Origin of the sequence: Chondrinema litorale (assembly GCF_026250525.1) — a bacterium.
GTDB lineage: Bacteria > Bacteroidota > Bacteroidia > Cytophagales > Flammeovirgaceae > Chondrinema > Chondrinema litorale.
On sequence record NZ_CP111046.1, the window covers coordinates 61,383 to 75,175 of the forward strand.

Here is a 13,793-nt window from a genome sequence, read left to right on the forward strand (position 1 = left end):
CAAATATCTATGCAAGCAGTTTTAAGAGATCACTTTGAGAAAACAATCTCACTTACTGACGAAGAATTTGACTTTGTGTTTTCTCATTTCTCTTTGGTTGAGTTTAAGAAGAATCAATACGTCTTCAAAAAAGGAGACAAAGTACAGCATGCATATTTTGTAGTGGCAGGATTGCTAAAATTGGTTTACATAGATGATTCAGCCAATGAACATATAGTGTCTTTTGCAATGGAAGATTGGTGGGAAAGTGATTTTTATGCGCTATTTACACAATCAAAAGCAAGTATGTATTTGCAATGTCTCGAAGATTCTCAATTGCTCAGCTTATCGTTAGAATCGTATCAGTCTTTATGTGAAGAGATGCCTAAAATGCAGAGTTTCTTTTTACAGAAATCAAATTTAGGATTTATCGGCTCACAACAACGGATTTTATCTTTACTTACCACAAATGCAAAAGAGCGTTACGAACAACTTATAACTCAATACCCTTCCCTACTCCAACGAGTATCTAAAACACAATTAGCCACATATTTAGGTGTATCAAGAGAAACACTTAGCAGACTTTATTCATAGAAAATAGAATAGTGATCTAAGTCACAGGTTTGTCTTTTGCCAAGCCCATAGTTTTGTTGTGCAATCAAATAAGTATTGCATCAACTAAAAACTCAATGTTAAATTAAACAAGATGGAGAAAAAAGTAATAAACCCTTGGCAGTGGCAAGATGAACGTAGTTATGTACAAGCAGTTGAAACAACAAATGTACAAGGGACATTATATGTTTCGGGGCAAACAGCCATAGATGATCAGGGCATTTCGAGCAATGCCAATATGAAAACCCAACTCATACTTGCCATTCAAAACCTAGAGAAAGTAATTAATGATGCTGGTTACCTTTGTGAAAATATTGTTAGACTAAATGTTTATACCACTTCTAGCGAAGAGTTGTTTAATCACTTCGATATATTTCAAGAATGGATAAGCAAGCATAACATCAAACAAGCAAGTACTTTATTTGAAGTAAAAAGTCTGTTTGAATCACTCAAAGTAGAGCTAGAAGCGACTGTAGTTAAATAACAATTACTAAGACTCACTCACTTAAACGATTGTCTAAATTCTAGTGGCGAAAGATTAGTCTTTGTTTTAAACAGTTTACTAAAGCTTTGTGAATGCTCAAAACCTAAAATATAGGCTATTTCACTTACAGTTAAATCTGTGGTAGAAAGCTTTTCTTTTGCCTTTTCAATTAACTTCCCTTGTATATGTTGCTGAGTACTTTGCCCTGTAAGCACTTTTAACAAACCACTCAAATAGTTTGGTGAAACATGCAATTGTTCAGCAATAGATTGCACACTTGGCAATCCATTAATTACCAAATCGTCTCGATTAAAATAATCGGTTAGTAAAGTTTCTAATCGCTCAAGTATTTTGTGATTAGACTTTTTACGGGTAATAAACTGCCTTTGGTAAAAACGCTCTGCATAGTTTAGCAAAGTTTCGATGTGCGAAAGGATTATTTTTTGAGTAAAAACATCAATATTAGCATGAGACTCATCTTTAATATTTTGGATGATGTTATTGATAATTCCTTCTTCTTTATCTGAAAGAAATAATGCTTCATTTACCGAATAGCCAAAATATTCATACTGCTTAATGGTATTAGCTAATGAGGTATTCCACAAAAAATCTGGATGAATTAACAACAACCAGCCAGTCTGTTTTAACAGTTCATCTTTGCTATGCTCTATCTTAAAAATTTGATTTGGTGAGATGAAATACATCACACCATCGTCGTAATCATACTCATTTTGACCATAAATGAATTTACTGGAGAAGTTTCGCTTTAAAGAAATTGAATAGTAATCCAGAATCATATTAATCGGCTGATAATGATTTCTGATATCCTTTACATCAATCACGCTAATTAATGGATGATCTGGATTAGGCAAATCTCTAGACTTATGAAATTGACTGATCGTTTTGTATCTATCTAGTTTTTTATTTTCCATAATACGTCTCAAAAATGTAATTCAACTTCTTTAAGCGATTACACTTCAATGTTTAGCCTATAATACGATATTTATTGTCCATTAAATACGCTTGCAAATTCCTTTGCGTAATCTTCGGTTTTCACCTTTCCCATTGCTGGTTTGTTAAGGTCGTAATCTTCCCTAATAATTCCACTATGTATCGCTGCATTTAGTTCCACCCAAAGCGCTGCAAATTGTGAAGGTACATGGTTATTTTCCATTGCAGATTGTGTTTGTTCATCTGTAAATAGCTTCCATTGCAAATCAGGCTTACCAATAGCAGCTCCTAAAACAGCAGCAATCTCATTACAAGTGCGCTCATCGCTAGCCACATATCTTATCTTTTTACCTGTAGTTTCGTTTTCTATTTCTTCAATAGCGGCATCGGCAATATCTTGTGGCGCAACCATCACCAGCTTATCAGTATCGCCATAATTTGACCCAATAAAACCCGCTGCTTTTATCATCGGGATAAAGTGATTTAAATTATAATAAAATGATGCAGGCCTCAAGTAGCAAATGTTTACACCTTGCAATTCGTTGAGTATTTGCTCTACAAGATAAGAACCCACAATCGGCCCAGTTCCTTTGGGCAAATGAGCGCCCCAACTACTCAATTGAACTACTTTCTTTACACCAGATTTTTCTATTGCTTCTGCATAGCTTTTACCAATAGCTCTGTAATGCGATAAGATATCTGGTGATGAGAAATTGGGTGGGATCATCGCGTAAACTGCATCCGACCCATTAAAAGTAGAAGTTAAAAACGCTGCATCTTGTAATGAACCAATTGCTGCTTTAGCTCCTATTGCTTCTATCTCATTTTTTCTATCCGCACTACTACTGATAATTGTTACCGAATGGTTGTTCTTTATCAATTTTTGGGCAAGCGGTTTACTTATGTTTCCTAAAGAACCAGTTACTACAATTTCCATAAATATATTTTTTTTGATGTGTATAAATTTTATTATTGATGGGTGGGGAAAGACTTAGCACAATCACTAAGTCTTTGTTGGTGATTATTGAGTTTTAATGATATACAAGCACATTAAGCCAGAAAATCCATATCTTCTTGGCTCAGTGAGATATCAAAAGCCTGAATGTTCTCTTCGAAATGTTTCAATTTAGATGTACCCGGAATTGGCAAAATCAAATCATTAAGATGTAGAAGCCAAGCCAAGTTTATTTGAGCAGGTGTTGCTTGGTACTTTTCTGCAATCACTGAAATTTTATCGGTACTCGCTGCCGCAGACGCATTCTGTAAAGACCAAAATGGGATCATAGGAATTTCGTGCTCAATGCATAAATCCATTACCTCCTGCAAACCCCTATATTCCTGATTATGCGAAACAAAACTAGTTCTTTGCCCATAGCCAAAAGCATTTTCTACACTGGCAATATTTCCCATTGTTAGTGCTGTTTTGAGCTCCTCTTCACTTACATTGCTCAATCCAACATGAAGTATTTTACCTTCTTGTTGCATTTCGAACATCGCTTGCAAGGCTTCTTCAAAAGGTGTAGTAGAGTGTGTCATTACTCTCAAATGCACCAAAGGTAAGCTTTCAAGTTTTAATGTCTGTAAGTTGTTTTCAATGCTTGCTCTTAGGTTTTCAGGTTTGTCAAATGTTCTCCAACTTTTGTCTGCACCTCTACACGCACCTACTTTGGTACAGATCAGTAATTCTTCGTGATAAGGATGTAGTGCTTCTGCAATCAATCTATTGGTAACATCTTGACCATAGAAATCTGCCGTATCAAGAAAATAGATTCCTTTTGAGATTGCTGTTTGTAAAATCTCAATAGCTTCTGGTCTATTTTTGGGTTCACCCCAAACAAAATTGCCTGTTAATCGCATTGTGCCGTATCCAAACCTTTTGATTGTGAATGAATGATTGGTTTTTGCGCCTATGGTTATTGTTTTACTTATTTCCATGTTGTTTTGCTTTTCTAATTACAATGTGTTGTTTAATTCGAATGATTCTGAAATCATCAGATCGAACTAAATTTTCTGTAATACAAAGTTCATCAAATATTCAAAATCGGATGTAGTTAAATCTATGCTTGTTGTAGTCGAATATAAGGTTTCGTATATGAGAATAACTCTTAGATGGGGTTGATTAAATATGCTTTCCCCATTAAAGCTAAAAATTACTCAAATACCATTATTTTAGTTGAGCTGTAAACTTTTTACACATTGTTAAGTGTTGAAAGAACTGTAGTAAGAAGTGCTTCTGCTACATATTCTAAATACAGAAATGAAATAAAACTAATCTTCTCAACTCCAAAAACACCATGAAAATAATCTCGACCAATTTAGGCAAGCCAACACCTTTTATGTGGAATGGCAAAGAAGAAACTACTGGCATTTTTAAAAAACCGACTGGGAAACCGATTTTTTTGACTAAAAATGATGTAATCAACGACCACATATCCAACCGTTTGAATCACGCAGGATATTACAAAGCTTGCTACATTTTCTCTGCTGAGCAATATCCATATTGGCAAAAATTGTATCCAGATTTAGATTGGAGTTGGGGAATGTTTGGCGAAAACCTAACCGTAGCTGATTTTGATGAAAGAGAAGTCTACCTCGGCGATATTTACAAAGCTGGCGAAGCGTTGGTTCAAGTATCTCAATACAGAGAACCTTGTTACAAACTAGGTTATAAATTTGGCACACCTCAAGTAATTAAGCAGTTTATAGAACATGGCTTTGGTGGTACTTATTTAAGTATTCTCGAAGAAGGAGAAGTAAATATTGGCGATAGCTTTACGCTAGTTGAAAGAGCAAAAAACAGTTTAACTGTTGCAGAATTATTTGAGCTTGTATTTTCTAAAGATAAAAACCAAGAGCTATTAAAAATTGCTGCAACCAGTACTGCTATACCTAAAAAGAAAAGAGTTTGGCTTACTAGTTTGATTCAATAAATACATAAAACTGATTAGACTTAACTGGGAGTCTAATCAGTCCCATTTCTTACTACAATCAATTTGGGTGTTTACTTTAGCTTTATATTTAAATTTGCAATTTTACTGTATGTATATAATACTTCCATTATAGTATTGAATACGATTCTTAGCTTTATCGATAAGCCAACTTTCTATAAACCTGCTTCCAATATTCTCAACTAAAAGGCTGCTAAACTTAATGGATAAGATAATTAAGACCACAACAGAAATTAAAGAACAAATGGAGTTCTGGTTTTTGAAATATAGTGATGGAAACAAAATTATAAGTAATGGCAAAGATAGATTTGCTTTATTTAGTGGTTTACCTCCCCAAGAAAAAAGACCTTATTTGTACAAAGTTTGGTATAAGTGATTTAGAAAATCCTGTTTATATTCTTGAAATTAAAAATAAAGTTCCCATCATAAACACAACTGAACAATTCATTTTCTTGAATCCTAAATATAAAAGAGTGAATTATAAAGATTTTGATCAACATATGGGGTATAAAAATAGAATTGTTGATCTTAAAAATAACCTTCCAGTTAGTGTAAAACATGAGGGTTATTATTCAGATTTTGGACTAAGAAAAAAAGATGGGGAAATTATTTATTGGAATATACCATCAGGAAAAGTAGGATACAGTTTTTGGAATATAACAAACAGATGCGCTTTTATCGGGCGAAAATATAAAATTGAAAATAATAGGTGAGTTTTGTAACGCTTGTCATTAAATGATAATCAAAACCTAAAGCCTGTATTTATTTATGTTTTTTTACTCCAAAAAATACCCAAAAAATATAAATAAATTATGCTAAATTTGATCATAACTACATATAGTAGGCTATTTACACTGGCTAATATTTAAAAAAATTTCACCAGCAGAATAATTCTTACTTTATAGAAAAATGATCAAAAAACACATAATTGCCTATATATTTTTTAACCTTACTACAACGATAGGTTTCGCCCAAAACTTTATTCCTTTTGATTGGCAGCTAGTTTACAATTCTGATACAGTAACAGAAAAATCAACTCCCATCAATCTGCTTTTTTCTTGGGAAAGACAAGGAGTCTCCTACCTTAAACCATCGGGAAATCTGCAAACCACATTTTTTGTCCCTAAAGCAAAAAAATCTAGCGATTATGTTTTAGAAGTGACCTTGCTTGCCCATGTGGAAAGCATTCATATTAATGATCATTATATCGATGGAGATTTTAGTACTGATTTCATTTGGTCTGCAACTCCAGAATATAAATCAAGGAAGTTTAATATTCCCGCAAAGTATTTAAAATTCAATCAAGAGAATAGCATTTCCATTCAATGCGATAACTACGCTTATACAGGTGGCAAAAATCATAATGCTGTGAAATTTTATGCAGATTCAATTTCAAACTCAGCAATCGACATTCAATTCGAGCCTGAGAACCATCTCTTCAACAAACCAAGTGAAGTTAAATTCGATTTAGATATTTATGCCAATACCAAAGGATTTGCAGAAATAGTAATTGAAAACGATTACCACGATACTTTACTAGTTAAAAAGCTAACAGTAAAAAAAGGGCAGCAAAGCGAAAAAATTAACTTGGCAACAGAAAATCTGCAAGCAGGGTTTTATTCAATAACAGCCATTTTAAAAGATAATGCTTACACAGGTGCGACCAGTTTCTTTACTGTTTCTCCAACAGAGATTCAAGCTGTTTCCACGCAACCAGATGGTTATAGCCAATATTGGAATAATGCTTTAGAAGAACTCAAAACTGTTACACCTAAATTTAAGGTTGAAAGAAAAGATGAGCTAAGCACGGAAAAGCGAGATGGATACATTGTACAAATGCAATCTATTGGCAATGTAACAATCTATGGTTATTACTTTACGCCGAAGAAAAAAGGGAAGTTCCCTGCCATTTTAAACTTACCGGGCTATGGTTATGGTTTTGAAAACTTGGATGAATTTCTTTCTGTGCAAGATGATGTAATTGAGTTAGCACTTTGTGTAAGAGGACATGGTTTAAGTGCAAAATCTTTCGAAACTGAATTTCCAGCACCGGGATTTTTCGGTTACGAAATCTGCGATGTGAATAAAATTGCTTATCGACAAATTTTTATGGATTGTATTCGCGCTGTAGATTTCTTATTCACTCGTGATGAAGTTGATCAATCAAAAATTGGTGTAATGGGAAGCAGTCAGGGAGGTGGACTTACGATAATGACAGCATCTTTAGCAGCAGAACATATCAGCGCATGTGCCTATGGTGATCCTTTTCCTACTGATTTGAAAAATCATATAAGAATTCGTACCCTCATCCAAGATGAATTGAATAGTTATCTCAATTATTACGACAACAAATGCACTTTTGAAGAAGGTATAAATACATTTGACTTTTTCGATACAAAGTATTTCGCAAAAAACATCCAGTGCCAAACCTTGTATATCACCGGACTAGCAGATGACGATTGCCCACCTAGATTGGGATTTTCTGCCTATAATGACATTACAGCACCAACGCAATTTAAGATTTTCCCGAACGATAGTCACATTGGAGAATCTAACTGGAAAAAAGAAATGATGGCATTTTTTAAGAAACAGTTTGAGTTTTGAGTGATATTTAATTGACACATATCAGAATGAAAAAGACACTTTTATTATTAATCATATTGTTAAGCTCTAATTCAATTTATGGCCAAGAATATACTATTAGAGGTAAAATTATTGATGATAATTTGTCTGATTTAATAGGTGTAGAAATAAAAAATTTAACATCAAATCTACAAGTCTTTAGTGATGAGAGTGGTATGTTCGAAATTAAATCAAATAAAGGTGATTCATTATATTTTTCTTTTATTGGACTTACAAGTGAAAAACTAGTGATATCAGATCAATCTAAAATTAAATTGATAATGATTGATAGATCAGTAAATTGCCTTGGAGCAGAATGGTCAACTCGTGATTACAAAAAAGCAGACAAACAAATTCAAAAGAGATTAAATGTTTTATATAAAAAAGCTGATGAAAAGAACATCTGGTTAGACTTACTATAATGCTGAATAATCAACTATTAGTAAATTCTTTATTAGATAATTGTTCCTTTTCCTTTAAAGTCAATTATAATGCTGTATAAAAGTCAAAAAACAAAGAAAAATGGATCGATTTCTTATCATATTTTGCTTTGCAGCTATTTTTAATGCTTGTGGAAAGAAAAACGTGATTGAAGGTAATTGGCAAATTGACTATAATAATGAAATTGAAAATCAATTCTTTCCTGATGAATTAATATTTAGAAACAATTCTTTACAAGTCTTAGATCGTTTTAATTTTAGTCAGACTTCTATTTTTAAAATCGCTAATGATAGTATTTATTTAACTTGCGAAAAAGGAATAAAAGTGCAATATCCTTTTATAATCGAATCTGATAGTATTATCTTATTTGCAGGTAACAAGTTTATAAAATCACCCTCAGAAAATGCTCTATTAATTCAACCATACCAGTTAATAGGTTGGAAATCAACTAAAAAACTTAGTACTATTAATAATTCAAACATTATTCATCTAATTAAAGATGGTGGAAAGACTAAAGTTATTTTAAATGATCTCACCACAGAGTTAGATGATTTACATGAATATTTAATTGATAATCACAGCTCTAATCAAATAACATATATTTATATAGGAAAAGGTGTTAATTTCAATGATTTGATAGAAACATATTGTTGGTTAAAATACAGTGGATTTAAAAAAGTCGAACTTATAACTGACAATCATTCATTTGATGAATTTTACAGTATAATAGATAATGTAAATATTGATGAAACTATTTTTATGAGATTTCTTCATGAGAACAAACTTTCAAACCTTCCTCCAAAACAATTGGGTGTTATTGAGTATAAAAGGACTAAAGATGTTTATATAATCGGCTCAATTGATTTTCATAAGATTGATTTACTAATTGACTCTACTCAATATTTTATTCATATATCAGAGCAACTCACAATTACAAACTACTTTGAGTTGATAGATAAATTAAATTCTAAAGCCAAAAACAATCTAAAAAGGACCATTTACTACAATATTCAACCCAATACAGTTAATGTTTCAAACTAATTTGATTATATCTGCAAATCATTGAAGCATATTAAATGTAAGCCCTTACCTTTGCACTTTAATAAAAATCAGAAGAGTAAAATATGATTACAGTCCAGAATATTTCTTTACAGTATGGAAAAAGAGTCCTCTTTGATGAGGTTAATATAAAATTTGCAGGCAACAATTGCTATGGAGTAATTGGTGCGAATGGAGCAGGAAAATCTACATTTTTAAAAATATTAGCAGGAGAAATTAGCCCTAACTCTGGTTCGGTTAGTATTGAACCAGGCAAAAGAATGGCGGTTTTAAAGCAAAATCACTTTGAGTTTGATGAATTCAGCGTTTTGGATACGGTGCTTATGGGGCACACCAAACTTTGGCAAATAATCAAAGAGAAAGAAGAAGTATATGCTAGACCTGATTTTTCCGAAGCAGATGGAATTCGCGCATCGGAACTAGAAGCACAATTTGCCGAAATGGATGGTTGGAATGCAGAATCTGACGCAGCGGCACTACTTAGCGGCTTAGGCATTACCGAAGCAGATCATTATAATCCGTTAAAAGAGTTGAGTGGTACGCACAAAGTACGTGTGCTACTTGCACAAGCACTCTTTGGAAATCCAGATGTTTTGGTACTTGATGAACCTACTAACGATTTAGATTTACAGACAGTAACTTGGTTAGAAGACTTCCTATTAGACTTTAAAAATACAGTAATTGTTGTCTCTCACGATAGGCACTTTTTAGATACTGTTTGTACTCATATCGTAGATATCGACTTTGGTGCAATTAAGTTATTTACAGGTAACTATTCATTTTGGTATCAGTCTAGCCAATTGGCATTGGCTCAACGTTCGTCTGCTAACAAAAAGGCTGAGGCTAAAAAGAAAGAACTACAAGAGTTTATTGCCAGATTTAGTGCGAATGCTTCTAAATCTAAACAGGCTACATCGAGAAGAAAACTGTTAGATAAAATTAATGTTGATGACATTCAACCTTCTAACAGAAAGTATCCAGCAATCATCTTTACTCCAGACAGAGAAGCTGGCGACCAAATTTTGAAAGTAGAAAATTTGAGTAAGTCATTAGGTGACGAAGTCCTTTTTAAAGGTTTGGATTTCAATGTTAATAAAGGAGATAAAATTGCATTTCTGAGTAAAGACAGCATGGCACTTACTGCTTTATTCCAAATTCTTAATGAAGAACTAGAAGCAGATTCGGGTGACTATCAGTTTGGGCAAACAATTACTAAAGCATACCTGCCAAACGAAAACGAAGAATATTTTAATGTCGATTATAATCTAATCGATTGGCTAAGACAATACGCACCAGGTGAAAAAGACGAAGTGTATATGAGAGGCTTTTTAGGCAAAATGCTTTTCTCAGGTCAAGAGTCGCTCAAGCAAGCCAATGTACTTTCGGGAGGTGAAAAAGTGCGTTGTATGATTTCTAGAATGATGCTTACAGGTGCGAATCTTTTGATATTGGATGAACCAACAAACCACTTAGATTTGGAATCGATCACTGCATTTAATAATGGCTTGAGAGATTTCCCTGGCACAGTACTGTTTACATCGCATGACCATGAGTTTACACATACAGTTGCCAATCGTATTATCGAAATTTCTCCTAATGGCTATTTAGATAAATTGATGGCTTACGATGATTATATCTCAGACGAGGGTATACTTGCTCAGCGCGAAGAGTTATATAAATAATAGAATTACATAATATTGAAATATGGAAAACCTGTCTTTTAAAGGCAGGTTTTTATTTTAGTTGAATACTCATTTAAATTTCATTCCTTTATTGAAATAGGTTTCTATTCTTGAGAAAAGTATTAATTTTAGCGCTGGCAGTTTGCAAAGAAAACTCGCAAAATTCTAGCAATCTGCTCTAGCTATTTATTGGATTAACAGGGAAGCACAAAAAATAAAGCATGGCTTAAACATTTACTTTTGGCAGTATAATGAAAAAAATTTCCCTTACGGTGTTATTGTTTTTAATGCCTGTAGCCTTATTTGCTCAACTAGATTCACTTATATCTAAATTGAGTTTTGAATCTGATTTTCGATTCCGAATCGAACAAGATTGGAATTCTAAAAAGTCTGATGGTACCTATCGAGACGATCGTACAAGGTTTCGTTATCGCTTAAGAGCTGGAATAACGTATGCAGAAAAATGGTACAACACTGGTTTTAGAATAAGAACAGGAAACCCAAACAAACAACAAGACCCACAATTAACTTTAGGCGAAGGATTTAAAGAGTTTGGAACCTTGCCTATCGGCTTAGAAAAATTATACTTTGTTGGTAAATGGTCAACTTTTGAATTTTCATTAGGTAAAAACACTTACCCTTTCGAAAAGAATAATGAGCTATTTTGGAGTGATAATGTTTTCCCCGAAGGTGTTTTTGTAGGGAAAAATTTTCCAGTTAAATCAAACATAATAGATGCTGTAAACATAAAAGCAGGTCATTTTATTATGTCGGCTTCAGGTGCATCATTCAATCAAGATGCTTACTTTCAAGGTTTGCAAATGCATATTGCTTTTTTGAAAAATCGCTTCGAAATATTTCCATCATTATACCTATTTAAAAATATACCTAACATTCCAGATGGAAATGAAACTTATGAAATAGATTATTCTATATTTCATATAGGTACTAGGCTACAACTACTGCGAACAGCACCACTAAAAGTGGAGTTTGATTACTATAACAACTTTCAAGATTATACCCAAAATGATTCAATCCCCTCTAATTTGAAAGGACAAAATACAGGTTTTGTATTGGGCTTAAAGTATGGAAAACTATCAGAAAAAGGCAAGTGGATATTAGAAGCCAGTTATGCCTACCTACAACAATATTCGGCTGTAGATTTTATGGCACAAAACGATTGGGCTAGGTGGGATTATTCCTCTTCAGGCTCACCAGATGGCAGACTCACCAACCTTAAAGGAATTGAATTAGTACTAGGTTTTATGATTGATAAAAAAGCGATTCTCAAAATGAAATATTATGTCGTAGAACAATTAGTCCCTTATGGAATCTCTAAAGAAACCGGCAGTAGAATTCGACTAGATTTAGATGTGCAGTTGTAAATTTGTTCACTGATATATTTAGTTGGTAACTGCTAGTTTAATGTTTATCTTTCGCGCGGTTTTCGACTGATTTATAAGAGATAGGTTCATGAACTAAATAGTAACAACTCAAAAAATATTTTAAGAAATTATATGAAAAAAGAAATACTTGATTGGCTCCAAAATATTGAAAAACAAGATGGAACACCTCCAGAACAAGTGATTGTATTTAATTTCGGTTTAATCGAAAGTGACGAAGGATATAAAATGTACTTAGTTGGAGGATTCGAATATTCAGAAGAGGACGACAATTGGGCAATTTTTGATTTGCCTACCAAAGATTATAGATACCTTAAACTTCCTGATGATATGCAAGATGAAAGTTGGGAAAATGTGCTTGAGATTGCAGAAACTGCTTTAAAAGAATTAGAAAAAGAAGGTGCATTGAATAAGACCCTTGTAAGAAAAGCCAAAGCACTTACTACAGGTTTTGACGATGGAGAATTGATTAAGATTAGATAGTTGATGTGAGTTAAGAAAATGACTATGTGTTATCAAAATTATTATCTATAGCCATTTTATGCCTATTTAGTATTATATTTATTTTTTTTAGTTACACCATAATTTGGTTAGCGATTTTTTGAAAACACAAACCAGTTTTTTTAATGGAAAACAAAAAACATCCCTTGTCTTATGGAGGTGAAATGACATTTTTAGATCATCTTGAAGAATTAAGATGGCACTTAATAAGGTCTGTAATTGCACTCGTAGTTTTTTTTATTTTAGCCTTCTCATTTCCAGAATTCTTTTTTGAAACAATCATAATGGGACCTTCAAAAATAGAATTTGTCTCTTATCAAATGTTCTGCAATATCAGTAACACATTGGGGATTCCTGATCTATGTATTGATGAATTAGGGTTTAGTGTGCAAAACAGAAAAATGTCTGGGCAATTCACGATGCATATTTTCTATTCACTAATCACAGCAGTTGTATTTACCTTCCCTTATATTTTTTGGGAGATATGGAGATTTGTAAAACCCGGTTTGTACGAAAAAGAAATTAAAGCAACTAATGGCGCGACTATTTTTGTTTCATTCTTATTTTTAATAGGTATTTCGTTTGGCTACTTTATAGTTTCACCAATTGCAATTAACTTTTTAGGAAATTACCAAATAGTATATGGTGGCAGCATTATTAATGAAATCGATTTAACTTCTTATGTCGAAACTGTAGCAATGCTAGTTTTGAGTTGTGGTATAGCTTTTCAGTTACCAATTGTAATATTTTTCCTTTCACAAATAGGATTAGTCACACCACAGATGCTAAAAGCTCTGAGAAAACATGCCATTGTAGTAATATTGATAATTAGTGCAATCATTACTCCACCAGAGCCTATGTCTCAAATCTTTCTTGCACTACCCTTATACTTATTATATGAATTTAGCATAATGATCTCATCCGTTGTAGTTGACAAAGAAGCTGCAAAAGAAAACTTAAACAATTTTTTAAGTGTAATATGGTGCTTTACAGTATTGGGATTCTCCGCACAATTAGAAAAGAAAAAATCAAAAGCATATTACTCAATGAGTAAATAGCCTACATTAAAAAGATAACCCCCACCGATACTCTTCAGATCAATGGGGGTTTA

14 protein-coding genes are annotated in these 13,793 nt (G+C 33.0%); 11 read left to right on the forward strand and 3 right to left on the reverse strand.

Features of this window, described 5'->3' with window-relative positions; genetic code table 11:
* The first annotated feature begins 9 nt into the window (after window positions 1-9).
* Window positions 10-573, forward strand: coding sequence for a Crp/Fnr family transcriptional regulator (locus tag OQ292_RS25230; RefSeq protein WP_284686957.1), 564 nt, complete (start codon window positions 10-12; stop codon window positions 571-573).
* 112 nt (window positions 574-685) lie between these two features.
* On the forward strand, window positions 686-1,075 hold the full coding sequence (locus tag OQ292_RS25235) for a RidA family protein (RefSeq protein ID WP_284686958.1): 390 nt from the start codon (window positions 686-688) through the stop codon (window positions 1,073-1,075).
* A 17-nt stretch (window positions 1,076-1,092) separates the two neighbouring features.
* Here OQ292_RS25235 and OQ292_RS25240 read toward each other — a convergent pair whose 3' ends face one another.
* The 3 genes from OQ292_RS25240 to OQ292_RS25250 form a co-directional block, all read right to left on the reverse strand.
* Window positions 1,093-2,007, reverse strand: a complete 915-nt coding sequence (locus OQ292_RS25240; protein WP_284686959.1) for a helix-turn-helix domain-containing protein — start codon at window positions 2,005-2,007, stop codon at window positions 1,093-1,095.
* Between the two features lie 71 nt (window positions 2,008-2,078).
* Window positions 2,079-2,963, reverse strand: a complete 885-nt coding sequence (locus OQ292_RS25245; protein WP_284686960.1) for an NmrA family NAD(P)-binding protein — start codon at window positions 2,961-2,963, stop codon at window positions 2,079-2,081.
* A 113-nt stretch (window positions 2,964-3,076) separates the two neighbouring features.
* Window positions 3,077-3,961 carry an aldo/keto reductase gene (locus OQ292_RS25250; RefSeq protein ID WP_284686961.1) on the reverse strand — a complete coding sequence of 295 codons (885 nt, stop codon included), beginning with the start codon at window positions 3,959-3,961 and terminating at the stop codon, window positions 3,077-3,079.
* 359 nt (window positions 3,962-4,320) lie between these two features.
* On the opposite strand from OQ292_RS25250, the gene OQ292_RS25255 reads away from it, so the two are divergent.
* The 9 genes from OQ292_RS25255 (at window position 4,321) to tatC (ending at window position 13,740) form a co-directional block, all read left to right on the forward strand.
* Window positions 4,321-4,956, forward strand: coding sequence for an MOSC domain-containing protein (locus tag OQ292_RS25255; RefSeq protein ID WP_284686962.1), 636 nt, complete (start codon window positions 4,321-4,323; stop codon window positions 4,954-4,956).
* Between the two features lie 311 nt (window positions 4,957-5,267).
* Window positions 5,268-5,687: a hypothetical protein gene (locus OQ292_RS25260; protein WP_284686963.1), complete on the forward strand. Its 420-nt coding sequence runs from the start codon at window positions 5,268-5,270 to the stop codon at window positions 5,685-5,687.
* A gap of 196 nt (window positions 5,688-5,883) precedes the next feature.
* A complete protein-coding gene (locus OQ292_RS25265; RefSeq protein ID WP_284686964.1) occupies window positions 5,884-7,578 on the forward strand; it encodes an acetylxylan esterase in 1,695 nt (564 codons plus the stop codon).
* Between the two features lie 26 nt (window positions 7,579-7,604).
* Entirely contained in the window at window positions 7,605-8,018 is a 414-nt protein-coding gene (locus OQ292_RS25270) for a hypothetical protein (RefSeq protein ID WP_284686965.1), read from the forward strand.
* Between the two features lie 100 nt (window positions 8,019-8,118).
* Window positions 8,119-9,078 (forward strand): hypothetical protein, encoded by a 960-nt coding sequence (locus OQ292_RS25275; RefSeq protein ID WP_284686966.1) that lies wholly within the window; start codon window positions 8,119-8,121, stop codon window positions 9,076-9,078.
* An 83-nt stretch (window positions 9,079-9,161) separates the two neighbouring features.
* Window positions 9,162-10,778 carry an ABC-F family ATP-binding cassette domain-containing protein gene (locus tag OQ292_RS25280; protein WP_284686967.1) on the forward strand — a complete coding sequence of 539 codons (1,617 nt, stop codon included), beginning with the start codon at window positions 9,162-9,164 and terminating at the stop codon, window positions 10,776-10,778.
* A 251-nt stretch (window positions 10,779-11,029) separates the two neighbouring features.
* Entirely contained in the window at window positions 11,030-12,163 is a 1,134-nt protein-coding gene (locus OQ292_RS25285; protein ID WP_284686968.1) for a putative porin, read from the forward strand.
* Between the two features lie 132 nt (window positions 12,164-12,295).
* Window positions 12,296-12,664: a hypothetical protein gene (locus tag OQ292_RS25290; protein ID WP_284686969.1), complete on the forward strand. Its 369-nt coding sequence runs from the start codon at window positions 12,296-12,298 to the stop codon at window positions 12,662-12,664.
* Window positions 12,665-12,807: 143 nt separating this feature from the next.
* The gene (tatC, locus tag OQ292_RS25295) at window positions 12,808-13,740 is read left to right on the forward strand and encodes a twin-arginine translocase subunit TatC (RefSeq protein WP_284686970.1); all 933 of its coding nucleotides are present in this window, start codon (window positions 12,808-12,810) and stop codon (window positions 13,738-13,740) included.
* Window positions 13,741-13,793: the final 53 nt, after the last annotated feature.

Bases quoted from the DNA above. Each gene is read 5' to 3' on its own strand.
- OQ292_RS25260 (WP_284686963.1), top strand. From the start codon at position 5,268: ATGGCAAAGATAGATTTGCTTTATTTAGTGGTTTACCTCCCCAAGAAA.
- OQ292_RS25270 (WP_284686965.1), top strand. From the start codon at position 7,605: ATGAAAAAGACACTTTTATTATTAATCATATTGTTAAGCTCTAATTCA.
- OQ292_RS25235 (WP_284686958.1), top strand. From the start codon at position 686: ATGGAGAAAAAAGTAATAAACCCTTGGCAGTGGCAAGATGAACGTAGT.
- OQ292_RS25240 (WP_284686959.1), bottom strand. From the start codon at position 2,007: ATGGAAAATAAAAAACTAGATAGATACAAAACGATCAGTCAATTTCAT.
- tatC (WP_284686970.1), top strand. From the start codon at position 12,808: ATGGAAAACAAAAAACATCCCTTGTCTTATGGAGGTGAAATGACATTT.
- OQ292_RS25250 (WP_284686961.1), bottom strand. From the start codon at position 3,961: ATGGAAATAAGTAAAACAATAACCATAGGCGCAAAAACCAATCATTCA.
- OQ292_RS25255 (WP_284686962.1), top strand. From the start codon at position 4,321: ATGAAAATAATCTCGACCAATTTAGGCAAGCCAACACCTTTTATGTGG.
- OQ292_RS25290 (WP_284686969.1), top strand. From the start codon at position 12,296: ATGAAAAAAGAAATACTTGATTGGCTCCAAAATATTGAAAAACAAGAT.
- OQ292_RS25280 (WP_284686967.1), top strand. From the start codon at position 9,162: ATGATTACAGTCCAGAATATTTCTTTACAGTATGGAAAAAGAGTCCTC.
- OQ292_RS25265 (WP_284686964.1), top strand. From the start codon at position 5,884: ATGATCAAAAAACACATAATTGCCTATATATTTTTTAACCTTACTACA.
- OQ292_RS25230 (WP_284686957.1), top strand. From the start codon at position 10: ATGCAAGCAGTTTTAAGAGATCACTTTGAGAAAACAATCTCACTTACT.
- OQ292_RS25245 (WP_284686960.1), bottom strand. From the start codon at position 2,963: ATGGAAATTGTAGTAACTGGTTCTTTAGGAAACATAAGTAAACCGCTT.
- OQ292_RS25275 (WP_284686966.1), top strand. From the start codon at position 8,119: ATGGATCGATTTCTTATCATATTTTGCTTTGCAGCTATTTTTAATGCT.
- OQ292_RS25285 (WP_284686968.1), top strand. From the start codon at position 11,030: ATGAAAAAAATTTCCCTTACGGTGTTATTGTTTTTAATGCCTGTAGCC.